At 65.6% G+C, this 21,080-nt stretch carries 25 protein-coding genes; 14 read left to right on the forward strand and 11 right to left on the reverse strand.

Annotated features, from left to right (window positions below):
• Positions 1-299: 299 nt before the first annotated feature.
• From Q319_RS0112080 to Q319_RS0112090, 3 genes are all read left to right on the forward strand, one after another.
• The gene (locus tag Q319_RS0112080; protein WP_029477988.1) at positions 300-689 is read left to right on the forward strand and encodes a helix-turn-helix domain-containing protein; all 390 of its coding nucleotides are present in this window, start codon (positions 300-302) and stop codon (positions 687-689) included.
• Positions 690-814: 125 nt separating this feature from the next.
• Positions 815-1,069, forward strand: a complete 255-nt coding sequence (locus Q319_RS0112085; protein ID WP_029482756.1) for a ribbon-helix-helix domain-containing protein — start codon at positions 815-817, stop codon at positions 1,067-1,069.
• Entirely contained in the window at positions 1,060-1,407 is a 348-nt protein-coding gene (locus Q319_RS0112090; RefSeq protein ID WP_029482757.1) for a type II toxin-antitoxin system PemK/MazF family toxin, read from the forward strand. The genes Q319_RS0112085 and Q319_RS0112090 overlap by 10 nt, the downstream gene beginning before the upstream one ends.
• A gap of 69 nt (positions 1,408-1,476) precedes the next feature.
• On the opposite strand, the gene Q319_RS27900 is transcribed toward Q319_RS0112090, so the two are convergent.
• From Q319_RS27900 to Q319_RS0112115, 5 genes are all read right to left on the reverse strand, one after another.
• Positions 1,477-3,105: a bactofilin family protein gene (locus Q319_RS27900; RefSeq protein WP_245619166.1), complete on the reverse strand. Its 1,629-nt coding sequence runs from the start codon at positions 3,103-3,105 to the stop codon at positions 1,477-1,479.
• A gap of 82 nt (positions 3,106-3,187) precedes the next feature.
• A complete protein-coding gene (gene moaC, locus Q319_RS0112100) occupies positions 3,188-3,685 on the reverse strand; it encodes a cyclic pyranopterin monophosphate synthase MoaC (protein ID WP_029482759.1) in 498 nt (165 codons plus the stop codon).
• Between the two features lie 2 nt (positions 3,686-3,687).
• Positions 3,688-4,290, reverse strand: coding sequence for a DUF177 domain-containing protein (locus tag Q319_RS0112105; protein WP_029482760.1), 603 nt, complete (start codon positions 4,288-4,290; stop codon positions 3,688-3,690).
• A 70-nt stretch (positions 4,291-4,360) separates the two neighbouring features.
• Entirely contained in the window at positions 4,361-4,960 is a 600-nt protein-coding gene (locus tag Q319_RS0112110; RefSeq protein ID WP_245619168.1) for a peroxiredoxin, read from the reverse strand.
• Positions 4,957-6,015 carry a glucose-1-phosphate thymidylyltransferase gene (locus Q319_RS0112115; RefSeq protein ID WP_029482762.1) on the reverse strand — a complete coding sequence of 353 codons (1,059 nt, stop codon included), beginning with the start codon at positions 6,013-6,015 and terminating at the stop codon, positions 4,957-4,959. Before Q319_RS0112115 ends, Q319_RS0112110 begins: the two co-directional genes overlap by 4 nt.
• A 220-nt stretch (positions 6,016-6,235) precedes the next feature.
• Here Q319_RS0112115 and Q319_RS0112120 point away from each other — a divergent pair, with 220 nt between their 5' ends.
• Positions 6,236-7,387, forward strand: a complete 1,152-nt coding sequence (locus Q319_RS0112120) for a mannose-1-phosphate guanylyltransferase (protein ID WP_081846015.1) — start codon at positions 6,236-6,238, stop codon at positions 7,385-7,387.
• Between the two features lie 9 nt (positions 7,388-7,396).
• On the opposite strand, the gene Q319_RS0112125 is transcribed toward Q319_RS0112120, so the two are convergent.
• The 4 genes from Q319_RS0112125 to Q319_RS0112140 all read right to left on the reverse strand — a co-directional run bounded on the left by Q319_RS0112125 (position 7,397) and on the right by Q319_RS0112140 (position 11,315).
• On the reverse strand, positions 7,397-8,152 hold the full coding sequence (locus tag Q319_RS0112125) for an HAD-IIB family hydrolase (RefSeq protein WP_029482764.1): 756 nt from the start codon (positions 8,150-8,152) through the stop codon (positions 7,397-7,399).
• Positions 8,152-9,264, reverse strand: coding sequence for a phosphoribosyltransferase domain-containing protein (locus tag Q319_RS0112130; protein WP_034414876.1), 1,113 nt, complete (start codon positions 9,262-9,264; stop codon positions 8,152-8,154). The genes Q319_RS0112125 and Q319_RS0112130 overlap by 1 nt, the downstream gene beginning before the upstream one ends.
• Positions 9,261-10,289 carry an ATP-grasp domain-containing protein gene (locus Q319_RS0112135; protein ID WP_029482766.1) on the reverse strand — a complete coding sequence of 343 codons (1,029 nt, stop codon included), beginning with the start codon at positions 10,287-10,289 and terminating at the stop codon, positions 9,261-9,263. The genes Q319_RS0112130 and Q319_RS0112135 overlap by 4 nt, the downstream gene beginning before the upstream one ends.
• A 285-nt stretch (positions 10,290-10,574) precedes the next feature.
• The gene (locus Q319_RS0112140; RefSeq protein ID WP_245619170.1) at positions 10,575-11,315 is read right to left on the reverse strand and encodes a hypothetical protein; all 741 of its coding nucleotides are present in this window, start codon (positions 11,313-11,315) and stop codon (positions 10,575-10,577) included.
• A 395-nt stretch (positions 11,316-11,710) separates the two neighbouring features.
• Between Q319_RS0112140 and Q319_RS0112145 the strand changes: the two genes are divergently transcribed.
• The 4 genes from Q319_RS0112145 to Q319_RS0112160 all read left to right on the forward strand — a co-directional run bounded on the left by Q319_RS0112145 (position 11,711) and on the right by Q319_RS0112160 (position 14,704).
• Positions 11,711-13,168 carry a vWA domain-containing protein gene (locus Q319_RS0112145; RefSeq protein WP_156039317.1) on the forward strand — a complete coding sequence of 486 codons (1,458 nt, stop codon included), beginning with the start codon at positions 11,711-11,713 and terminating at the stop codon, positions 13,166-13,168.
• 1 nt (position 13,169) lies between these two features.
• Entirely contained in the window at positions 13,170-13,940 is a 771-nt protein-coding gene (locus Q319_RS0112150; RefSeq protein ID WP_029482769.1) for a DUF2259 domain-containing protein, read from the forward strand.
• Positions 13,941-13,956: 16 nt separating this feature from the next.
• A complete protein-coding gene (locus Q319_RS0112155; protein WP_029482770.1) occupies positions 13,957-14,334 on the forward strand; it encodes a VOC family protein in 378 nt (125 codons plus the stop codon).
• Between the two features lie 61 nt (positions 14,335-14,395).
• Positions 14,396-14,704: a hypothetical protein gene (locus Q319_RS0112160; protein ID WP_029482771.1), complete on the forward strand. Its 309-nt coding sequence runs from the start codon at positions 14,396-14,398 to the stop codon at positions 14,702-14,704.
• Positions 14,705-14,721: 17 nt separating this feature from the next.
• Here the strand turns inward: Q319_RS0112160 and Q319_RS0112165 are convergent, their stop codons facing one another.
• Entirely contained in the window at positions 14,722-15,246 is a 525-nt protein-coding gene (locus Q319_RS0112165) for a GNAT family N-acetyltransferase (protein WP_029482772.1), read from the reverse strand.
• Between the two features lie 157 nt (positions 15,247-15,403).
• Between Q319_RS0112165 and Q319_RS0112170 the strand changes: the two genes are divergently transcribed.
• From Q319_RS0112170 to Q319_RS0112180, 3 genes are read left to right on the forward strand one after another with little or no spacing between them, the layout of a single operon-like run.
• Positions 15,404-15,916 (forward strand): hypothetical protein, encoded by a 513-nt coding sequence (locus Q319_RS0112170; RefSeq protein ID WP_029482773.1) that lies wholly within the window; start codon positions 15,404-15,406, stop codon positions 15,914-15,916.
• Positions 15,913-16,323: a hypothetical protein gene (locus tag Q319_RS0112175; protein WP_245619172.1), complete on the forward strand. Its 411-nt coding sequence runs from the start codon at positions 15,913-15,915 to the stop codon at positions 16,321-16,323. Before Q319_RS0112170 ends, Q319_RS0112175 begins: the two co-directional genes overlap by 4 nt.
• A gap of 24 nt (positions 16,324-16,347) precedes the next feature.
• Positions 16,348-16,662 carry a hypothetical protein gene (locus tag Q319_RS0112180; RefSeq protein ID WP_029482775.1) on the forward strand — a complete coding sequence of 105 codons (315 nt, stop codon included), beginning with the start codon at positions 16,348-16,350 and terminating at the stop codon, positions 16,660-16,662.
• 222 nt (positions 16,663-16,884) lie between these two features.
• Here Q319_RS0112180 and Q319_RS0112185 read toward each other — a convergent pair whose 3' ends face one another.
• Positions 16,885-18,501, reverse strand: a complete 1,617-nt coding sequence (locus tag Q319_RS0112185) for an E3 binding domain-containing protein (protein ID WP_029482776.1) — start codon at positions 18,499-18,501, stop codon at positions 16,885-16,887.
• Between the two features lie 356 nt (positions 18,502-18,857).
• Here Q319_RS0112185 and Q319_RS0112190 point away from each other — a divergent pair, with 356 nt between their 5' ends.
• From Q319_RS0112190 to Q319_RS27130, 3 genes are all read left to right on the forward strand, one after another.
• Positions 18,858-19,889, forward strand: coding sequence for a Glu/Leu/Phe/Val dehydrogenase family protein (locus tag Q319_RS0112190; RefSeq protein ID WP_029482777.1), 1,032 nt, complete (start codon positions 18,858-18,860; stop codon positions 19,887-19,889).
• A gap of 40 nt (positions 19,890-19,929) precedes the next feature.
• Positions 19,930-20,544 carry a uridine kinase gene (gene udk / locus Q319_RS0112195; protein WP_029482778.1) on the forward strand — a complete coding sequence of 205 codons (615 nt, stop codon included), beginning with the start codon at positions 19,930-19,932 and terminating at the stop codon, positions 20,542-20,544.
• Between the two features lie 258 nt (positions 20,545-20,802).
• The coding region (locus tag Q319_RS27130) for a helix-turn-helix domain-containing protein (protein WP_156039318.1) at positions 20,803-21,080 on the forward strand (278 nt) is incomplete at its 3' end.

A 21,080-nucleotide genomic window follows, 5' to 3' on the forward strand; every position in this document is an offset into this window, starting at 1 on the left:
AGGGGGAAGAGATAGGAAAATCGACTTTGGAGAAAACCTCTTGCTGATTACGACTATAGCAGAGCGACGGACGGCTGTGCAAGAACTCTGCCCCCCGTATTCTGTATTGACCGTAGTGGGGAACAGTGTTACACTCCAACCAAGGCTGCCCGATTCTGCCCACAGGCAAACGCCCCCACTTGGGGCCACGCCCGCAGAAAAAGAGCAGTCCCAGGCGGCACGCCGAATCTGTTTTCCCGCGTTCAGCACGCGAATGGAGCAGAGTCAGTGAGGCCAAGCCGCAGCCAAGGAGGTGACACATGAAATTGCACGAAAGACTCCGCGAACTCCGTAGCGAACGCGGGCTGCGGCTCAAAGACGTCGCCGAGACTGCCGGGATCAGCGTCCCGTACCTCAGCGATCTGGAACGTGGCCGCACCAACCCCAGCCTGGAAACCCTGCAAACCCTGGCGGCGTCCTACGCCATCACGGTTCATGATCTGCTGGAGGGCGTCGAATTTTACGGCGCGTCCACCGAGGGGTCCATGCCCAAGGGACTGGCCGATCTGGTGGCCGATCCCACGCTGGGGCCGCAGATCACGCCCGACTGGGTGCAGACGCTGTCGCGCATCGAACTGCGTGGCAAGCGCCCGCGCGACAAGGGCGACTGGTACGAGATTTACCTGCACCTCAAGCGCATCCTGAATTAAGGGTAGCGAGGATGGAAAGGTCGGAGACGTGATTCTCTGGCCTTTCTTCTTTGGGGATTTTGCCAAGTAATGAACGGGGCAGCTCAAGTCTTTAATACGATTGTTATGAATGATAGTATGAAGATATGACCACAGATTCTGCACAGCGCATGACCATTAGCCTTCCTCCAGATGCCGCCCGCTATCTGGAGGAGTATCAGCAGAGCCACCAACTGGCAAGTCGGAGCGAGGCTGTTTTGAAAGCTATTCAGGCGTTGCGCGATCAGCAACTGGCCGAGGATTACGCTGCCCTGGCCCGCGAGAATGACCCGGAACGCGCCCGCTTTCTGGAAGGCAACACGGATGGTCTGGAAGCCAGCGATGGCAGCGAATGGCTGTAGGGCTAATTCGGCGGGGCGACATTCTCCTGATTGAATTTGGCCCGGCCCGCCGCGCTGAAGCCGACTTCATCCGGCCCGCTGTGGTCATCACCAACAATGTCGCCAACGCTGAGGCAGACGCCATTACGGTTATTCCGCTCACCAGCAATCTGAGCAACGTTTACGCCTTTCAACTGCTGTTGCCCACGGAACGCACGGGACTAAATCAGGACAGCAAGGCGCAGACGGAACTGATCGGTTCGGTAGCCCTGACCCGCGTGCGCCAGCGCCTGGGCCACGTTCCCGAAGACCTGATGCGCGAATTGGACGGCAGAATTCGGCTGCATCTGGGGCTGTGATTTTGCCCTTGCTCTCGCCTGGGCAGAGGGTGAAGTTGGAGCCTAGAGAGGAGTTGCACTGACTACCCCTCAACCCATCCGCGCCCCACCCCTTGCCAGCAACAACGTTCCCGCGCCCCAAGCCCCGCCAATCAGCGCCAGCCCAAAGGCCAGCGGCGGCTCGCTGAGGCTGGCGGCCACGGCGCTGAGGCCCAGCATCGCCCCCACCGCGTCGGGAACGGGCAGGCGCAGGCGGCGGGCCAGGGCGCGGCCCAGGTCATAGGCGCTGACGCTCAGGCCCACGGCCAGGATCACCACGGCCAGCGCGGCGGCCACCAGGGCGGGCCCCAGCAGCCCGGCCAGCGCCAGAGCCAGCGCGGGACCACCCAGCGCCGCCAGCGCCAGCACGCCCAGCGCCAATGTCCGCATGGGAGCGTGGCGCTGACGGCGGGCCAGCGTGGGGGCCAGCCCAGCCACGAACAGCAGCAGCAATGCGCCCCCGGTCAGCGTGACGAAAATCTGAGGCCACGCCGCACTGCCCAGCCACCCCAGCAGCGGCCTGAAGGCGGCGGCGGTGGCAATGCCGATCCCCTGCGGCGGGGCCGTTTCCAGCGCGGCCAGATCGCCGGGGGCGTGGCCCAGCAGCGCATTCACGCGCCCGCTGACCTGCGCCCCCGGATCGCGGCGCACATCGCCCAGCAGCGTGACCACCTCGCCGTTGACCCGCGCGCCCGCTTCCAGGCGAATATGCCCGCCCACCGCGATCACGTTGCCATCCACCGGCCCGCTGACCACGATGTTCTGCCCGAAACGCACGTCCCCATGAACGGCCACGCTGTACAGCGCGGGCAGGGTCAGCACCGCGCTGAGGGCAAAGGCCCCCGCCCCGAACCGCTGCATGACCGGGCCGGGCCGCCAACTGATCAAAATGCTGGTCAGCAGCAGCAGCGCCAGCCCCACCCCGGCCAGCGGCGACACCTGGGCCAGCAGGGTCTGCAAGACCAGCGCCCCGGCAGCCAGATTGGGCCACACCGTGGTCACGGCCAGCAGGGTCAGCCCGGCCATCAGCGCCACCACCAGAGCCAGCGGCGCGGGATTGTGCCGGGGCTTGAGGGGAGACATGAAGCCACTGACTGATGATGAACTGGCAGCGGGTGAAACAGGAACAGGGTTGAGTGGAGGTGAAGAAACAGTCTCCGCTTCCGGCTGGGCAATCCGCGCCACCACCGATCCGGCCACCGAACGCGGCAGCGCGGGCGCAGGGACCTGGACCCGCCCAGCCCACGCGATCTCGGAGGCGACGGCAGCGGCCACGCTGGAAGGAATGGGAGGCGGCGTCAGTTGCCGCGCCGCCCGGATGTCGTCCACCACTCCAGCGGCGAGGCTGTGGGGAAGCGGAGGAAGGGATTGGGTTTGCAGGTGCCGGGCAGCGGCAATATCTGCCGCCACAGCGCCCGCCAGCGAGTGCGGCAGCTCTGGCCGAGTTGCACCCAGGCGTACGCTCCAGGCCACCTCAGCGGCCACAGCCTGAGCGCAACTGGCGGGCAGACCGGGGGGCGGCAGGGCGCTCAGGCGGGCGGTACTCGAAGCCAGCCGCAGCCGCCAGCGCACCACTTCCTCCTGATCGGGCAGCGCGTGCAATGCCTCGGTTTCTTCGGTGGTCAGCTCACCCTCAGCCTCGCGGTGGAGCAACTCCAGCCAGTCAGACGGGTCAGCCATTGACCCCTCGCCCCGGTTGTGTCGCTCCATGCCCATACTGTTCCCCTACGATAGAGGATTCCCGAAAGTTCCCGGCGGCTGTCTAGGGGGCTGGCGGGGCGGAGTAGTCGCCACTCTTGCCACCCGTCTTGCTCAGCAACCGGATACCCGTAATTTCCAGCGCCTTGCTGGCGGCTTTCAGCATGTCGTACACGTTCAGGGCGGCGACGCTGGCGGCGGTCAGGGCTTCCATCTCCACCCCCGTCGGGGCAGTGGTGCGGACGGTGGCGGTGATCCGCACGCCCGCGTCTTCCAGCGTGACCTGCACGTCTGCGCCCGTCACGGGAATGGGGTGGCACAGCAGGATCAGGTCCGCCGTGCGCTTGCTGCCCGCCAGCCCCGCCAGCCGCGCCACGGTCAGCGGATCGCCCTTGGGGTTGGTCCCGGCCTCCAGCGCCGCGCGGGCCTGTGGGGGCAGGCGCACCCAGGCTTCGGCGGTGGCGGTGCGGGTGGTTGGGGCCTTGTCGGTCACGTCCACCATGCGCGGCAGGCCGTCCCGGAAGTGGGTCAATTGGGAGGTCAGCTCAGGCGTATCCGCCACGCTCACTCTTCCGGTACCTGCAGGTCACGCAGGCCCGCGAAGGGGTTCTGCTTGGCGTGGCCGCTGCTCTGGGGAATGCCCAGATCGTCGTCGATTTCCTCGACGGGAACTGCCGCCATATGTTCGCAGGGACCATCGTTCAGATCGTGGCCGCAGACCTGACACAGCCCCTTGCACTCGGAATCGTGGACCACGCTCAGGGGCGCGGACATCAGGGTGATCTCGGCCAGATACCCGCTGAGGTCCAGGGTAGAATCACCGAAGATCAGCACTTCCTCGCCGGTCTCGGCTTCCTCCAGATACGGCGCGTCGGCGGACGGCTCGTAGCGCATCAGCGTGCCCAGCGTGAGTTCCAGCGGCACCTCTACCTCGCGCAGACAGCGGGCACACTCCATCGTGATGGTGGGTTCAAAACTGCCTTGCAGGTACATCTCGCTGCCGCCCAGAGAGTTGACGCTGATCTCGTAGGGCGCGGGTTCGGTAAAGGTCAGGGTCTGCGTTTTGCCGCCCTGCTCGTAGTTCAGGTGGTCAAGTTCGCCCTCGGCGTGCGCGTCCTCGGAGGACCGCATTAGAGAACCCAGGTGAATCAGGGGAGAATCGCTCATCCTTTAATAATAGAGCGCGTGGGGTCAGGCAACCGCGTTCCACGCACGGTAGGACCGTAGGCAAAGCGGCCTACGAAGCGGCGGGGGCAGGGTGGCTTTCCGCCAGCCACGCCAGCACTTGCGCCGCGTTCTGATCGGGCGGAAAGACTGGGTAGAAGACCTTCTGGATCACGCCGTCCCGAAGGATCAGCGTCACCCGGCGCAGCAACTGCATTCCATCCACCTCGAATGTCGGCAGACTCAGCGCGCCCGCAAACCTCAACTCAGCGTCCGACAGCAGCGGGAAAGGGAGGTGCAGCCGTCCCGCCACCTCGGCCTGATACGCCGTGTCCTGCGTGCTGAGGCCGAAGACACGCGCCCCAGCAGCCTGCAACTCCGCGTGATGATCCCGGAAAGCGCAGGACTGCGGCGTGCAACCCCGCGCCCCTGGAATAAGGTCCCAGTCGGTGGGCAACGGCTGGTCCGGCTGGCCTGTGCGCGGATAGGCGTACAGCACGGTCAGGCCGGGCAGGGCGGAAAGATCGATGGGCGGACCCTCGGTGGCGGGCAGCGAAAGAGCAGGCAGCCTCCGCCCCGGCAGATGGTCACAGGCCCCGTCATCGACTGGGGCCACCAGCCCCTCCGGCAGCCGTTCCAGCCTGTCCAGCCCATCCAGCTCAGGCCCGCTCACACCAGTTCGATAATGCTGGCGTCCGAGATGATCATCTTGAGGGTGCGCGGCATTTCGCGGCCCCCGCGCACCTGCGCCCGCACGCCGATCAGGCAGTCTTGCAGGCGGCGGTAGGTGTTCTCGATCACGGCCTCGGCGTCGATCACGCTGTGTTCGACTTCGGCATTGCGGATCACGCTGCCGCGCCCGATGCTGGTGAACGGGCCGATATAGGCGTACTCGATCACCACGTTCTCGGCCAACATGACTGGCCCCACGATCTGGCTGCCCGTCACCCGCGCCGAGGCTGGAATGACCACCCGGCCCGAGATGCGCGAGTTCTCGACGGTGCCCTGGATATCGGTTTCCAGGCCCTCCAGCAGCAGGCGGTTGGCGTCCAGCAGATCGTCCGGGCGTCCGGTGTCCTTCCACCAGCCCACGACGCGCTGGCCCAGCACCGCCGCACCGCCCTCAATCAGTCCCTGAATACCGTCGGTGATCTCGTACTCGCCACGCGCCGAGGGTGGCATGTGTTCCAGCACCTTAAAAATCTGCGGCGTGAAGCAGTACAGCCCGGCCACCGCCAGATTGCTGGGCGGCACCCTGGGTTTCTCTACCAGCCGCTTGATGCGTTCGCCGTCCAGCTCGGCCACACCGAAAGAAGTGGGGTCCGCGACTTCCACCAGGGCGATCAGGGCCGCAGGCTTTTCCTGTAGAAAGCGGTCCACAAAGGGTTTTGCGCCGAACTCGAAGAGATTGTCTCCCAGGTACACGCAGAAGTCCGAGTCGCCCACCCATTCACGGGCGGTCAGGACCGCGTGGCCCAGCCCCAGTTGCTCGTGTTGGTTGATCAGCGTGAGGTTCACGCCCTGCATCTCGCGCACGGCATGCTGGATTTCCCCGCGCGTGATGTCCGAGACCACGATACCGATGTCGGTGATTCCGGCGGCCATCAGCGTGCGGATGGCGTGGCGGATGATCGGCTGCCCGGCCACCCGCAGCACGGGTTTGGGGCGGGTAAACGTCAGCGGGCGCAGGCGGGTGCCCAGTCCTGCGGCGGGGATGATGGCCTTCATGGCCCGCAGTCTAGGGGCTGCCCTGCCACTTCTTTCTGACAGTTCCTTGGGAGTGCCTGTGGAAAGCCTGACCCGGTCTCCGGGCTTGCGGAATAGTGGACCGCGCTGGAAAGCCTGAAACTGATGAGGCCGCAGACCGGTAAGCGGAGGCCACCTCTCCCCCACCCCCCAGAACCACAAGACGCGCCGACGCCGTTTTCTGGCACTGTAGAGTCCAGTTATGCAGACTGCCCAGACCAATTCGGTCCAGCCCAGCCCAGGCCAGACCTCTGCTTCAGAGGCCGCCCCATTCGTTCCGGTGATTCTGGCCGGGGGCAGCGGCGAACGCTTCTGGCCACTGTCGCGCCGCCACCGGCCCAAGCAGTTCCTGACCCTGGACGACTCCGGGCGCAGCCTGCTGCAAGCCACCAGTGACCGGCTGGTGGAACTGTGCGGTGACCTGGAAGGCCTGATGGTGGTCACGGGCAACGACTACCGCTCGCAGGTGCTGGAGCAGTTGCCCGAGATGCCGCTGGAAAACCTGCTGGTGGAACCCGCCGCCCGCGACACCGCCCCCGCCGTGCTGTACGCCGCCCTGCGAATCGGACGCACACAGCCTGACGCGGTGATGGGGGTGTTTCCCGCCGATCACCGCATCACCGATACCCAGACCTTTTCACGGGTGGTGCGGCAGGCCATTGCGCTGGCAAGCAGCAGTGGGCGACTGGTGACCATCGGGATCACGCCCACCTTTCCGGCCACCGGCTACGGCTACATCCAGCGCGGCGAGAGCATGGGTGAAGGTGAGGAATTCACCGCCTACGCAGTCACACGCTTCACCGAAAAGCCCGACTCGGAGACGGCGCAGGGCTTCCTGGCAGACGGCGGCTACGCCTGGAACAGCGGCATGTTCATCTGGAAGGTCTCGGCCATTCTGGACGCCTTCCAGGAGCATCAGCCGGAGCTGTACGGGCAGCTCAGCAACGCGATGAACGCCGACGCACAGGGCCTGACCCACCGTGCCCTGCGCGAGACGTTCCCCACGCTGCCCAAGATCAGCATCGATTACGCGATTCTGGAAAAGTCGGACGCCGTGAGCGTGATTCCCGCCGAGTTCGGCTGGGACGATCTGGGCGACTGGAACGCGCTGGAACGCCTGCTGAAGGGCGAGGGCGAGAACGTCGCGGTGGGCCGCCATGTAGGCCTGGACACCGGGGGCGCGATCCTCTACACCACCAACGGCGACGATCTGATCGCCACCATCGGTCTGGACGACGTGGTGGTGGTGCGCGCCAACGAGGTCACGCTGGTGGTCCGCAAGGACCGCACCCAGGACATCAAGCGCGTGGTGCAGCAACTCAAGGAACACCCGGATCTGGAACGCTTCGCCTGAATAAAGTTGTTACCGCTGGGGCAACTTCGCGGCACTCACCGTCCGCAGGAGCTGACCGCCCGGCGGCGTGATCGCCAGATCGCAGGCGTTCATGAAGGCCAGATCGCTGAGGCTGTCGCCCAGGGCCAGCGTCAGCGTGGCATGCGGAAAATGCTGCCCGCGCAGGTAACGCACCGCCTCGGCCTTGCCCAGATGGCGCGGCAGCACACTGACATTGTTGGCATTGGCGATGATCTGGAGGTCCGTGTAACCGCGTGATTCCAGATGCTTCTCCAGCGCCAGTTGCACCCGTTCCAGGCTGTCCGCATCGGCGTCCGGGTGCTTGAGGACGGTCATGAAGTGGGTGTCGTGGGCGGTATGCCGGGTCAGGCGGCAGCCCAAAGCTCCAGCCAGTTCTGCAATTGTCTGGGTGCAGTCGGCTAACGCGCTCTGCATAGTTTCCAGCCCCTCCAGCACCTGCCCACGCCAGTCGGTATCTACCTGTCCGTCTGGACGCAGAACCGTTAAACCGTGGTCCAGCACCCGCCAGGAGGTGAAGGGCAGGGTCACGCGCGCCATCGCCGCCTGATCGCGGCCCGTGACTGGAATCACGGTGACGCCAGTGTTTGCGAAGTGCGCCAGCAACGCCGACTGCGCGGGCGTGCAGAACGAATGCGGCTGGCCGTCTCGCCCCAGGGTGGCCGGGGTCAGACCCTCCATTCCTGGCGGCAACTTGCGGAGGGTCTGGAACAGAGTGTCGTCCAGATCGGTGAAGGCGACGATCACTAGGCTTCCAGAGGACTGATACGGACAGCCTGCGCCCTGTCGCCCAGCAACGTCATCAGGGCGGAATCGGGCAGGCAGCGCCCCTCATACGTCACCAGAATTCGGGTGTAAGCGTCGGGATCAACGTTGTACAGGTAATTGGCGATGCCGTCCCCCACGTTGTCGCTGAAGCTGAATTTGCGGGCCATCGCCAGCCCCTCCAGCACCGGACTGCGCGTGGTGGCCGAGAAAACGCTAGCAAATACGTCCGGCTCAAGCCGCTGCGCCAGTGCGAAGGCTGGATACTGATATTCGCCCGTTCCCAGCACCAGCACGCGGTCTGTAGGCGACAGGCTCAGTTCAGGCCAGCTCAACTCCACATCCTGTCCGTAGCGCGGCCCACTGGCAGGCAACAGCGCCGATTTGTCGGCCCCGTTTCCAGCCACGGCGGGCAACTGGGGAGGCTGCCAGTCGGCGGCAGGCGTGAAATCATAGCCTCCGCGCGTCAGACTCACGAAGGTCACGGGCAGACCCAGCCTCTCCTGGATCTCAGACCGGCGCGAACACCAGTCGGTCAGGCTGACCATCACCACGCGGCGCAGATGCGGGTGAAGGCTGCGCCACTCGCGGGCCAGATTTTCCAGCGTGGTCCCGGTGGAGAGTTCATCGTCCACCAACACCAGTTCCGTGGCGGCGCGGGCGGCGGGGCCAGGGTCATACAGCAGATGGGCCGGGGCGTGCGAATGCGGCTCGTCGAAGCGCAGCAGCAGCGGGTGCCAGGTCTGGTAACGGGTGGTGTGCTGAAAGGTGGCGGTCTGGTCTGGATGTTGTTCGCGCCACGCGTGATACACGCCCTCTCCCAACGCGGTGGCCGTTTCCGCCAGCCCGATAAAATGGGGGGCCGTCAGAGGAGGCAGGGCCGCCGCCAACTGTGTGTAAGTTCGCGCCGCGACTGCTGGGGAGATTGGAATGTGCTTGCCCAGCACCCGGCTGACGAACAGAAAGCCGCGCCGGGGGTTCTGCCGCATCGCGTAATCCAGCAGCGTATCCAGCGGTGGATGTGGGCGTTCCAGCCAGAGCTTCAGCGTTCCACTGGGCAGATTAACCGTGTGGAACGTTAAGGCGGAGGTCAAACCGTCGCCTCCTGCTCAGGGATCACGCGGGCCACCTTGTCTTCGGCAACGCGCAGACCCGTTCGCACGGGGGGAAGGGACGAGCGGTCCAGCACGCCCGTGGCGGCGTCCAGCAGCAGCAGAGGAAAATTGACGCCCGCCGCCATGCTGTAGCGCAGACCCCCAGAGGCGCGGGCATTGATTTCCAGCATGTTGGGGGTGCGGTTGCGTCCGTCCGCGTCCGGCCCGTCCTTGGTCTGAAAGTTGAAAATGCCGCTGAGGCCGTAGCGGGCGCTGATCTGGCGGGCAGCTTCTACCAGATCGGGGCGGTCCTCAATCTGCTGGCCCTCCCCGCCCTTGCGGCGCACCACTGCTCGCAGCAGTTCACCCTGCCACGCCACGCAGTCCACGCTGCGCTCCGCGCCTTCCAGCGTGTGCATCAGCAGCATGGTGGGCAATTCACCCGAGGCGAACAACTCTCGCGCCGCCGCATGGCTCATCTGATACAGCTCGCCCGCCAGAAACGACTTCAGGTCCGGCGTGTCCATCAGCACCCGGAAGCCGCTGGCGTAGATGCCCCGCGCAGGCTTGACGCACAGGCGCACCCCCGGCTCACGCAACGTCGCCGCCGCGTCATCAAAACTGGCGAGGCTGTCGAAGGTGGTCCAGCGGGGAATGGGCAGGATAGATGTGTCCCAGTCGCGCAGAAACTCGTCCTTGCGCTCCAGATGGCGCTGGGTGGCCTCCGAGGCGGGCGTGATCAGGGTGACGCCTGCCACCGCAAACTGTTCTCCCCAACTTGCCAGCCGCTCGCGCTCCTTGCCGGGAATGACCAGATCAATGCCGTGGCGGACGCAAGCGTCCAGCAGCCACGCCGCGTAGTCGTCGCCCAGCAGGCCGCGCGGTTCCAGAAAGGTGTGGTCTGCCGCCGCCAGCATGCCGTGGCCAGGATCGGAGTGACTGGCCCAGACCGCGTAACGCGAACCTTTCAGGGCATGAAGCTGGGCGGCGGTGACGCTGAAGTTTTTGGTGAACAGGACATTCATGGTGGTGGCTCCGAGAAATGGGGTGTGTGGGGACAGAGGCTCAGCAGGACTTGATGGGGATGCTTCAGAAGGGAGATGGAAAGGAGTGGGCAAGTCGGCTTTCTGGGGTGGCTCCCATGAAAACCCCTCCGCCCCCTCCGGGGGCACCTCCCCTTAAAAGGGAGGCAAGAGTTACTGGATTGCCCAGCCAGTAGCGTATCTTGGCTCCCCTCAAGGGGAGCTGGCTGCGAAGCAGACTAGGGGGGTTTGCGTGAGAGCTACGCGGAAAAACAGCCACTCACTCTCCTACCCCCCGCGCCCCACCTCCGCCGCCAGTTCCTCGGCGTGTCGCAAAGCCCCGGCTTTCAGGCGTTCGCCCTGCCCGGCCAGTAGCGCCCGCACGCGGGCCAGTTGCTCGGCGTTCAGGTGGGCGCGCACACCCTCGGCGGTGGCCTCGGCGCGGTGTCCGGTCAGGCCAAAGATCAGGCCCAGCAGCACACGCTTTTGCAGTTCGTCTGCCGCGCGGATGTTGCGTTCGGGATGCGTGAGCAGATGGTGCTGGTGCAACGTGGCGGCCAGCAGGCGGTCTGCCAGCGAACCCCGGCCCGCCAGCAGCACAGAGGGCAGAACCCGCCGGGCGGCGCGGCGGTAGTCGTCGGCGTTGCCACCGTGGGTGTAGGCCCAGCCGTCGGCGCGCACGTCCACCAGCGTCTCGGTGTCCACGGCTTTCAGCAACCGCGCCAGCTCGGTGTCGGTCAGGTCCGTTGCATCCACCAGACGGGTCAACACATCCGCCTCTTCGGATTTGCCGATGCGGGCCAGCAGCGCCGCACTTTCGCGCCAGTTGTCCAGATCGGCCAGTTCCTGAGAGACGGGCAGACTGGCGTCCAGGTCATACAGGGTCAGGTCCTGGGTCTTCAGGTGGGTCAGCAGCAGGCGTCCGGCGTTGGTGCGCTCGCCGCCCACGCCCCGGCGGTACAGGTGCAGCAGCTTGCGCCCCCGCTCCAGATGGGGGTCCAGTTCGCTGGTCTGGTCCGGGGCCGTCACAGCACCTCACGGGGAATGGGGAAGGAGACGGGCATCAGGGGGCAGTTTAGAGCGTCTAACGCAGACATGACGCTGGAATTGGACGGCTATCCCCGAGTCTGGTTATAATGTAACTTAACTCCCCCTCAGATGCCTCTTATCCAGCGGAGGCCAGTCCCCGTCTTCACGATCAAACGCAAGCCTTACCGTCCGCCTGGCCCAGCCCGAGTCTGTGCCTCCCAGACCGTCCCTGCGCTGTATCCCCCCGCTGGCCATCACATGCAGCAGACCAGGACATCCGCAAAAAGTGCCTGTTCGCCCGTACACAAGTCGTCGGGACAGAAGCCAACTCGCCCACTCCCACCCAGAGCGGCCCGCCCCCAGGACGCCCGCTTCCCCTACCCCAGGAGATCAACATGCACTTACAGATGTCGTCCCGCCGTACTTCCGTGGTTCTGGCCCTCAGCCTGGGTCTTTTTGCTGGCGCAGCGGGCGCACAGACCACCACGAATGTTCAACTGATTCTGGACGCTTCCGGCAGCATGCTGGGCAAACTGCCCGACGGCCAGACCCGCATTGCTTCCGCCAAGGCCACCCTGACGCAGTTTCTGGGTGGACTGAAAGCCGATCCCAGCCTGAATGTGGGCATGCGGATTTACGGCGCAGGCCTGAAGGCGGGCGCGCAGTGCGAGGATTCCGTGCTGGTCACGCCGATGAAAGGTTTTGACAAGGCCGCTTTGCAAGGGCAGGTGACGGCTGCCACACCCAAAGGGGCCACGCCCATCGTCTATTCCCTGATGCAAGCTGCCGCCGACTTTCCCAAAGACAGCAGCCGCAAAGTCATCGTGCTGGTCACGGACGGCGAGGAATCCTGCGGAGGCAAGCTGAATGACGCCGTCGCCACCTTCAAAAAGCTGGGCATTGAGGTGGATCTCCGCATCATCGGGATTGACCTGAACGACAAGGCCCGCAAGAGTTTTGAAGGCGTGGGAACCTTTGAGAACACCCGCAGCGGTGCAGAGCTAGGGCAGGCGCTGGGCCGCGCCACCGCCACGGCACAGACGGGCAAATACGCGGTTTCGGGGCCGAAGTCTGCCGGGGCAGGCAGTGAGATCATGGTCAAGTGGACCGGACCGAACAACCCTGGCGATTACGTCACCATCGTCAAGAAGGGTGCGCCCATCGGCAATTACAAGGATTACTTCTACACCAAAGCGGGCAACCCTGGCAAGTTGATCGTGCCGCTGGACCCCGGCGAATACGAGTTGTGGTATTCCAGCGAGAAGGCCAATCCCAACCCCACGCTCGCCACTGCGCCAATTACCCTGACGCCGCCCACTTACGGCCTGTCGGCCCCAAAATCTGTTGGAGCGGGCAGCCAGATTGAAGTCAAGTGGACCGGGCCGAACAACCCCGGCGATTACGTGACGGTGGTAGAAAAGGGTGCGCCTGTCGGCAAATACACCACCTACTTCTACACCAAGGCAGGCAGCCCCGGCAAACTGATCGTGCCGCTGGCTGCGGGCGAATACGAGCTGCGGTATTCCAGTGAGAAGGCCACTCCCAATCCCACCCTCGCCAGCATTCCCCTCACCCTGACTGCGCCCAAATACGGCCTGAGCGCCCCCGCCAGCGCCAAACCGGGCAGCAGCATTCAGGTGAAGTGGACGGGACCCAACAATCCCGGCGATTACGTCACGATTGTCAAGAAGGGAACGCCTGTCGGAGACTACGGAAACTACTTTTACACCAGGAACGGCAACCCCCGCACGCTGGAGGTTCCCAAAGAGCCGGGCAGCTACGAGATTCGTTACTCCAGCGAGAATGGCCGCCCCAATCCCACCTTGAGCAGCGTGGCCATAGAGGTTCGCTGAGGTGAAACGCCTCCTGACGCTGCTGCTGTGCGCCGCGCTGGGGCACGCCGCCGCAGACCGTGCCGATCCAGAGTTCGTCGGTTTCTCGCCGGACGGGCGCTACGCGGCCCTGGCCCAGTCGGGTGCCCAGGAAGGCAGCGGCAGCGTCTACACCGAACTGTGGGTGGTGGACAGTGCTAAAAATGCCCTGCTGGAAAGGTTTTACAGCCGGAGTGGCGAAAATCCCAGCGCGGGGCAGGGAAAGGTCATCAACCGGCAGGTCTTCAACAAGGCCGCGCCCGCCCTCAAACGCCTGGGCATCAGCGACTTGCGCCCTGGCACGGTGGTCTGGAAGCGCACGCCGCCGGACCTGCGCGCCAGACCCAGCAGCCCGGACGTCTTTCCCGCGTCGGTGCCGGGCCGCCCGAATATGCCCGCCGCACAGACCTACCCGGTGGAATTTGGCGGCAAGCTGTGGCTGTTCCGGCTGGCACAGCTTCCTTTCGGTCCCAGCAAGGAATGCCCACCCAGCGGCGAATCTCCCGGCTTCTCGCGCGGGCTGATGCTCTCGGTCACGTCCAGCCCGAAGCCCGGCACCGAGGTCACCACCATGTTGCAGGAGGACAGCCGCGTGCCCGCCAGCCGCCGCTGCACCTTCCATTACGAACTGGCCGAGGTGCGTGTGCAGGGCGACTTCATGGCCCTGACGGTGGCGGTCTACAGCACCTCGGGTTTTGAAGCCAACACCGACATCCGTTACATGCTGGTCACGGCGCGCAGGCCGGACCGGTAAGCCCCTCAACTGACCCATGTTGAAGATAGGTTCCATCGTCTGGGGCGTGCGCGATCTGGCGCGGGCCACCGCGTTCTGGACGGCAGCGCTGGATTACCTGCCGCGTGAGGAACCGGACGACGACTGGGTGGTCCTGATTCCCCGCGAGGGTTCTGTGCTTGGAGGTTCGGGCGTCCAACTGGCCCTCAAGCTGGTTACGTCCCCGTCTGCCCGCCGTCATCATCTGGACCTCTATGCCGACGATGGAGCGGCGGAGGTGGCGCGGTTGCTGGCGCTGGGGGCGACTCGGGCGGACTGGCGTTACGGGCCGGACGCTGATTGCGTGGTACTGGCAGACCCGGACGGCAACAATTTCTGTGTGATTCAGAAAAATTCCGACTGGTTCCGACGCTGAACCCGTCAACGCTGAGGGACGCTACAGAAGGCCCGCCACGCCCGCGCTAGCCTGCACGTCTATGGGCAAGAAAGACCGCAACACTCCGCGCATGGCCTTCGCGTCGCTGCGCGATATGCCCGGCACCCGCGTCATGTTCTGGGTGGTGGACGAGTGCCCGTACTGTGGTGAGCGCCACCTGCACATCGCCGGAAACCTGCGAATGGCAGACCCCGGCGAGTCGCTGGGCGAGTACCCAGCCCCCTGCGATGGGTCGCGGATGTACGAACTGGCCCTGACTCCCCGCCCAAAACGCAAGCAGAGCAAGGAAGCTCGCCGCAAGGCCCGCCGCGACGGCAAGGGTGAGGTACTGGACGACGACAAGTGGTAGCGACAGGCTGACGCGGACTACCCGCCAATTCGCTTCCAGTACAGCCGCGTTCCCGTCAGTCCCCCGTGCGGTTTGAGGGCGTAGTCGGGCAACTCTCCGGCAAACGTGTAACCCGCGCGCTCATACAGCCCCGCCGCCCCCTCATCCGAGGCGGTGTCCAGAACCAGTATGGTGCGCCCGTTTTGCACCGCCAGCGCCTCGGCTTCACGCAGCAGGGCAGAAGCCACGCCCTGACCCCGCCACTGGGGGCGGGTCATCATCTTGGCGATCTCGGCGCGGTGGGGCTGATTGGGCGGGGTGTTCAGGATCAGGGTGACGGTGCCGATCAGGTGCGGACCGTCCCAGCCGCCCAGGATGATCCGTTCGCCGCGCGAGGCGCTGTCCAGCGCCCCGTCCCAGAAAGTTGCGGCAGCTTCCGGCATCAGCGGGTGCATAAAACCCACCGAGCCGCCCCCGGCCACCGTTTCCACCAGCAGGGCGGCCAGTTGCGCGCGGGTCTCGGGCGTGGCGTGCAGGGGTCTGATCTCCAGTTCAGGGTTCACTGCTGGGCCAGTGCGGCAGGGCGAAAGACCGGGGCAATGCGTTTCATCTGCCTGCCATAGTGGCGTTTCCCAGCGTGGATGTGAAGGCCAGTCCCGGCGGACCCTCTTTTGACTCCCGCGCACCATTGCGGCGGTGGTTGTGGCCTAGCATGACGGGGTGAAAGGACTACGTCCCATTCTCTCGGCCCTGGCGGGCTTTGCAGCGGCGCTGGTGGCCTACAGCGTTGTGTTTGTGCGCGGCGACATGGGCGGGGTCATGGGCTATCTGCGGGCCAGGGGCGCACTCCGCAGACTGACTGAAAGTGGCGCGGACGCCGGAGCGGTGGCGGCTGCCCAGGACGCGCTCCGGGCGCTGGGCGCGCAGGTGGGCGATCCGGCGCTGGCCGCCCGACTGATCCCGCTGGCGCTGTTGGTGGGGCTGGCCGTGGGCTACGCGGTGTGGCGCGTCTTCGGGCGCAAGCAGACGCAGCAGGGCCGCCCCGACGTGCAGGAGCGGATGGTCTACCGTCTGGCGTGGCGCAAAGGCGGCGTGTTCACCCTGAACGATCTGGCCGAGAGCAGCCCGCTGGACGAGGCGCAGGCCCGCGCCGTGACCACCCGCATGCTGGAAGTGGGAAGATTAACCCGCAACGGTGAGGCTTTTTCCATTCGGCCAGGGAGCCGCGCGTGACCTCCAGTACGCACATGTTCAGTGCCGATGAACTGGCCACCCTGCTGGACGAGGCCAACCACTCCCCCTGGGAAAGCGTGCGCGCCGCGCTGGACACCATTGACGGGCAGCCGCACCCACGCGTGGGCTGGCTGACCAGCCATCTGACCGCCACCAAGCGCGATTACTGGACCCAGATCGCCGCCGCCACGAACACCCCCGCCCCCGACGACGCCGCTGGATTGACCCGCCTGATGGCCTGGGAGGTGGATGCCACCCGCGCGCTGAATGCCGGGGCGCTCCAGACACGGCTGACACACAGCGACGAGAGCATCACCGTCTCGGAAGTTCTGCGCCTGAACGCCCGCCACACCGTCTGGCACGCCGGGCAGATTGCCGCGCTTGCCACTCCCACCCGACTGGCCTAGCTGATCCCTTGCCCGGAGCCTGCCATGCCTGAAGAACGCCCCTTTCTGACCGAGGCCAGTCCGCAGGGCGAGGACAACGCCGCCGCCGCGCCGCGTGCCCTGTTTGATCTGGCGGTCAACCGTGCCTGGGCGGCGCTACGCGGGTTCCCTTCGGGCAGCCCGGCATCGGCGCAGGCATCTGCTTTTCTGGGAGGCTGGCACGCCCGCACCCGCTTTGCCCGCCGCGTACCGCTTGACGCAGTCAAGGCGGCTGTTCAGCAGCATCCGGGCGGCGGCGAATACCACTGGGCCGGGGGACCGGGCGGCGGGTGGAGGGCAGGGAAAGCGCCGTTTCCGTAACATCCGGCTTTCAGAGCGTCCGGCACACGAGAAAGGCCCACCCCCGACATCTGCGGGAGTGGGCTGTTGAAACTTCTTGAGGCGCTTATACGGATTCCGTCTGTTTCGCGCAGAAATCGGGACAGCGCCGATTTCTGCACTCCACGCCCGGAACCCGTTTTTCTCCTGCTCACTCCGTTCGGATTTTCAGGTGTTTTCAACACCTTTCAATCGGAGTCCATATTACAGCACCAGGGCGATGGGTTTTTCCAGCGACTCGGCCACGCGGGTCAGGAACTGGGCAGCCTGGCGGGGGTTCACGTCGCCGTTCAGGCTCAGTGCGGCGCGGCCACTGTGTACGCGGCCCAGGCTGAGGGTCAGGGTGTGGGGGAAGTGCAGATCGTCCATGCCCAGCGTTCCGGCGTCGGTGACCAGCAGATCGGGAGCGCTGGCCTGACCGCTGTGCAGGGCGGTCATGGCGTCACGCAGCGCACCGCCCGTGATGGGCCGGTCCTGACCGTCTGCGCCTTGCAGGGCCACATGCCCCAGGTCCAGACCCAGGACATCTGCGTGGCGCTGCGCGGCGCGGGCCACCAGGAAGGCCAGCGAGACGTCCTTGCCCAGGGCCTCGGAGAGCTGGGCGCACAGGTCGTCTGCGGCCACCACGCTGGCGTCGCGGCGCAGGTAGGTGCCGAACCACACGGCGCTGGCGGGCATATCGGTGCTGGCGCTGGCGGCCAAGGGCTGGGCTTCCGGCTGAGCGACGGGCGGGTGAACTTCGGTCTCGGCCACGGGCTGAGGCGCGGTTTCCTGCTCTGCCATGCCCTCGGGTGCCGTGTCGTATTCAGGAGCTGCTTCGTATTCGGGGGCAACGTAGTCTTCGAGTTCCGGGGCTTCCATTTCGGGAGCCTGGACTTCAGGGGCGGCCATTTCGGGGGCATAGACCTCGGCGGCGTGGACCTCCTCGACCTGGGGTTCGGCGGCGGCCACCTCGGCCACAGGCATCTGAACAGCCGGGGGCTGCATATCGAATTCCGGCGCGTTCAGCTCAGCGGCGTAGCCACTGGTGGACCCGGCGACGGACATGGGCTGCGCGGGCTGAACTTCGGGCATCGGCGTCGGCGCAGGAACGGACGCGGCGGGCGCGGCCTCGGCCACTTTGTCCTTGCGGTACAGGCGCGAGAGCAGGCCGCTCAGGCCCCCGCCCGCTGCCGCCGCCGCCACATCGGTGTGACTGACGCTGGGCGCGCTGACGGCTGGGACATGAACAGCAGGCACCTGCACCTCGGGCATCTGCACCTCGGCAAGATGCACTTCGGGAGCGGGCACCGGTTCCGGGGCGCTCAGGCTGGGGAAAGCGGGTTCGGGGGCCGCCGCGATGGGCTGCGGCGCTTCCTGAATGTAGGGGGGCTGCTGCGCCGGAGTGTGCGCTGGGGCGAAAGACCAGTCGGTGGCGATGGGCTGCGGCTCGGCGGCCAGCGGGGCGTCCAGGTCGGCCATGTCGTCGTCCAGCTCGAAATCCATGTTGTCGTGGGCGGCGCTGGCCGTAGCGTTGACCGCAGGGGCTTCCGGCGCGCGGGACTGCGTAACGAACTCGGCAATGTCGCTGTCGATCCCGGCCTGACTGAGCATGTCCGCGCTGAACATCCCGGCAGGGAGCTGCTCGTCGCCGGTCCAGCCCTCAGGCATCTCGTCCACCGGAGTGGACGGCGGCTCTTCCTCGCCGCTCATGATGCGTGACAGATAGTTCAGGATGTCCTGCTCGATGACCGTACCGCCCGAGCCGGACCCCCGCAACTGCTGCCATTCGATGCCGTTCGCTTCTGCCAGAATCTTGGCGAGCGGAGCAATTTGTTCCATTCCCATCCCCCTTTGCTCGCCCACATCCAGCTTCATGGGCGTCCGTGCGGCGCGCCCGCCCCGTTCCCATCCAGGGGGAACAGCAGGCTGGGCGCGGGCAAGGTCATGAACGCAGAGTGCCCCGAACGGTCTGACAGCGTTCTTTCACGGCAAAAGCGTTGATGTATACAACTCCACTCTGACAGGAGCCACTCCCTGTCCCGGTCCCCAGAGAATGCCGTCTGACACAGGCTTTAAGGCATTCCAGCGAACAACAGGGGCAAGGCCGGAGAGGGTGCTAGGCTACGGCCCATGTCGCCTTCCCCTTCCCAGTCGTGGGCCATACGGGCCAGCGCGGAGCCGCCCCAGGCGCGGCCATGTTGATCCTCGAGGAGATGCAGGCGCGCGGCCACGAGAGCCTGACCATCCTCCAGCACGCCCCCAGCGGGTTGCGGGCGGCGCTGGCGGTGCATTCCACGGTGCTGGGGCCCGCCATCGCGGGCGTGAGACTGCGCGAGCAGGACGAGGAACTCGCGGTGCGCGGCGCGCTGGCGCTGTCGGAGAGCCTGACCCTGAAAGCGGCACTGGCGGGCCTGAACTACGGCGGCGGGGCCTGCGTGCTGATGATGCCCGAGGCCGGGGTGGACGATCCACACGCCCGCGAGGCGCTGTTCCGGGCGCTGGGCCGTCAGGTCAGGCCGCTGCAAACGCGCGCGGTGCTGACCGAGGACATCGGGGTCACCCCTGCCGACATTGCTTTCGTGGGGCAGGAAACTCCGGCCACGCTGGGCATGAACACCGACACCAGCGCCATTACCGGCTACGGCGTCTACCGGGGCATGAAGGCCGCCGCCCGCTTCGCACTGGGCGCGGAGAGCATGCGCGGCGTGCGGGTGGTGATCATGGGCGTGGGCGCGGTAGGCCGCTCGCTGGCCTCCCATCTGCACCGCGAGGGCGCGAAACTGACCGTGGCCGACGAGCGCAGCGAACGTGCCTACGCACTGGCCGATCAGCTCAGCGGTGTGGAGGTGGTGCCGTGCAGAAGCGCGCTGGACGTGCCCAGCGATATTTTCGCGCCCTGCGGCTTCGGCCACAGCATCCACAGCGCCGACGTGCCGAGGCTCCAGTGCCGCCTGATCGCCGGGGGCGAGCATCACCCGCTGACCCGCCGGGGCGAGGAAGCGGTCAAGGAGGCCGGAATCGTGTACATGCCGGATTTCGCCATCAACTCGGCGGGATTGATCGCCGCCGCCACTGGGGCCGACATGAACGCGGCAGCCGAGCAGGTCTACCAGACCGTGACCCGCATCACCCATCTGGCCGAGCAGTACGGCAAACCCCCCAGCGTCGTGGCCCGCCGCATGGCCGAACGCCGCATCGAACTGATCGGCAGCCTGGGGCGTGCGTGAGACTTCTGGTGCTCAACATCGGACCCGCTGGAGAAACGCCATGACCTCCCCCTTCGTGATCGGCGTGGCGGGCGGTTCGGGCAGCGGCAAGACCACCGTGACGCGCCGGGTGATGGAAACGGTGGGCGCGCAGGGCGTGTCGGTGCTGGCCCAGGACAACTATTACCGCAGCCAGGACGAGATTCCCTTCGAGACGCGCCTGAAGACCAATTACGATCACCCGGCGGCCTTCGACTGGGAACTGCTGCGCCTGCATCTGGACGCGCTGCTGGCGGGAGTGCCCATCGACATGCCCGAATATGACTTCACCCAGCACACCCGCTCAGCGCGCACCACCACGGTGTTGCCCGGCAGCGTGGTGGTGCTTGAGGGTTTCTTTGCCCTGTACGACGAGGAACTCAGGAAGCGGATGCACCTGAAAGTTTTTGTGGACGCCGACGCCGACGTGCGTTTTATCCGGCGGCTGCTGCGCGACACGGGCGAACGCGGACGCACCCCCGAGAGCGTGATCTCGCAGTATCTGGAATTCGTGCGCCCCATGCACCTGAGTTTCGTGGAACCCACCAAGCGCTACGCCGACGTGATCATTCCCCACGGCGGCATGAACGAACCCGCGCTGGACATGCTGGCCGCGCGGATTCGCACGACGATCTGAAGCAGGTTCAAGAGTCGAGGGGTATAAGGGCTGAAAACTGGAAGGCGAAGAGATAACCCCTCTCCTACGGAGCTGTTCCAGCCAGTCAGCTTCGCTGCCAGCTCCCCTCAAAAGGGAGCCAAGGAGCGCGACTGGCCCGGCAATTCTGAGCCTCTTGCCTCCCTTTTAAGGGGAGGTGCCCCCGGAGGGGGCGGACTCGCAGAGCTGCGAAGCAGAGGGGTTATACGGACTCCGATTAAATATTTTACAATATATGCCATGAAGTCCAACGCTTTCAGTCAACCTCTTCAACATGACGCCGCCGATTTCTGGCAGCTCTTCAAAACCAGCACCTGTGCCGTTCAGCGTCGTAGAGCGCAATTCTTTGCGCTCCTGGCAGAAGGACGCTCCCTTCCTGACCTGTTAGCGCTCACCCGCTACAGTCGGATGAGCGCTTACACCCTGCTCGCCCGGTATCACGCTCAGGGCCTGGACGGTCTCGCGGATGCACGACACGGCAATACAGGTGCACCCACGCTGTTAACGCCAGATGAGCA

The sequence above is a fragment of the Deinococcus marmoris DSM 12784 genome, assembly GCF_000701405.1.
Classification (GTDB): Bacteria; Deinococcota; Deinococci; order Deinococcales; family Deinococcaceae; genus Deinococcus; species Deinococcus marmoris.

Coding starts and splice junctions, on each gene's coding strand:
- Q319_RS0112155 (WP_029482770.1), top strand. CDS start 13,957: ATGTTGAAGATAGGTTCCATCGTCTGGGGCGTGCGCGATCTGGCGCGG.
- Q319_RS0112145 (WP_156039317.1), top strand. CDS start 11,711: ATGCACTTACAGATGTCGTCCCGCCGTACTTCCGTGGTTCTGGCCCTC.
- Q319_RS27900 (WP_245619166.1), bottom strand. CDS start 3,105: ATGGCTGACCCGTCTGACTGGCTGGAGTTGCTCCACCGCGAGGCTGAG.
- Q319_RS0112185 (WP_029482776.1), bottom strand. CDS start 18,501: ATGGAACAAATTGCTCCGCTCGCCAAGATTCTGGCAGAAGCGAACGGC.
- Q319_RS0112090 (WP_029482757.1), top strand. CDS start 1,060: ATGGCTGTAGGGCTAATTCGGCGGGGCGACATTCTCCTGATTGAATTT.
- udk (WP_029482778.1), top strand. CDS start 19,930: ATGACCTCCCCCTTCGTGATCGGCGTGGCGGGCGGTTCGGGCAGCGGC.
- Q319_RS0112085 (WP_029482756.1), top strand. CDS start 815: ATGACCACAGATTCTGCACAGCGCATGACCATTAGCCTTCCTCCAGAT.
- Q319_RS0112105 (WP_029482760.1), bottom strand. CDS start 4,290: ATGAGCGATTCTCCCCTGATTCACCTGGGTTCTCTAATGCGGTCCTCC.
- Q319_RS0112160 (WP_029482771.1), top strand. CDS start 14,396: ATGGGCAAGAAAGACCGCAACACTCCGCGCATGGCCTTCGCGTCGCTG.
- Q319_RS0112115 (WP_029482762.1), bottom strand. CDS start 6,015: ATGAAGGCCATCATCCCCGCCGCAGGACTGGGCACCCGCCTGCGCCCG.
- Q319_RS0112190 (WP_029482777.1), top strand. CDS start 18,858: ATGTTGATCCTCGAGGAGATGCAGGCGCGCGGCCACGAGAGCCTGACC.
- Q319_RS0112180 (WP_029482775.1), top strand. CDS start 16,348: ATGCCTGAAGAACGCCCCTTTCTGACCGAGGCCAGTCCGCAGGGCGAG.
- Q319_RS0112080 (WP_029477988.1), top strand. CDS start 300: ATGAAATTGCACGAAAGACTCCGCGAACTCCGTAGCGAACGCGGGCTG.
- Q319_RS0112135 (WP_029482766.1), bottom strand. CDS start 10,289: ATGAATGTCCTGTTCACCAAAAACTTCAGCGTCACCGCCGCCCAGCTT.
- Q319_RS0112120 (WP_081846015.1), top strand. CDS start 6,236: ATGCAGACTGCCCAGACCAATTCGGTCCAGCCCAGCCCAGGCCAGACC.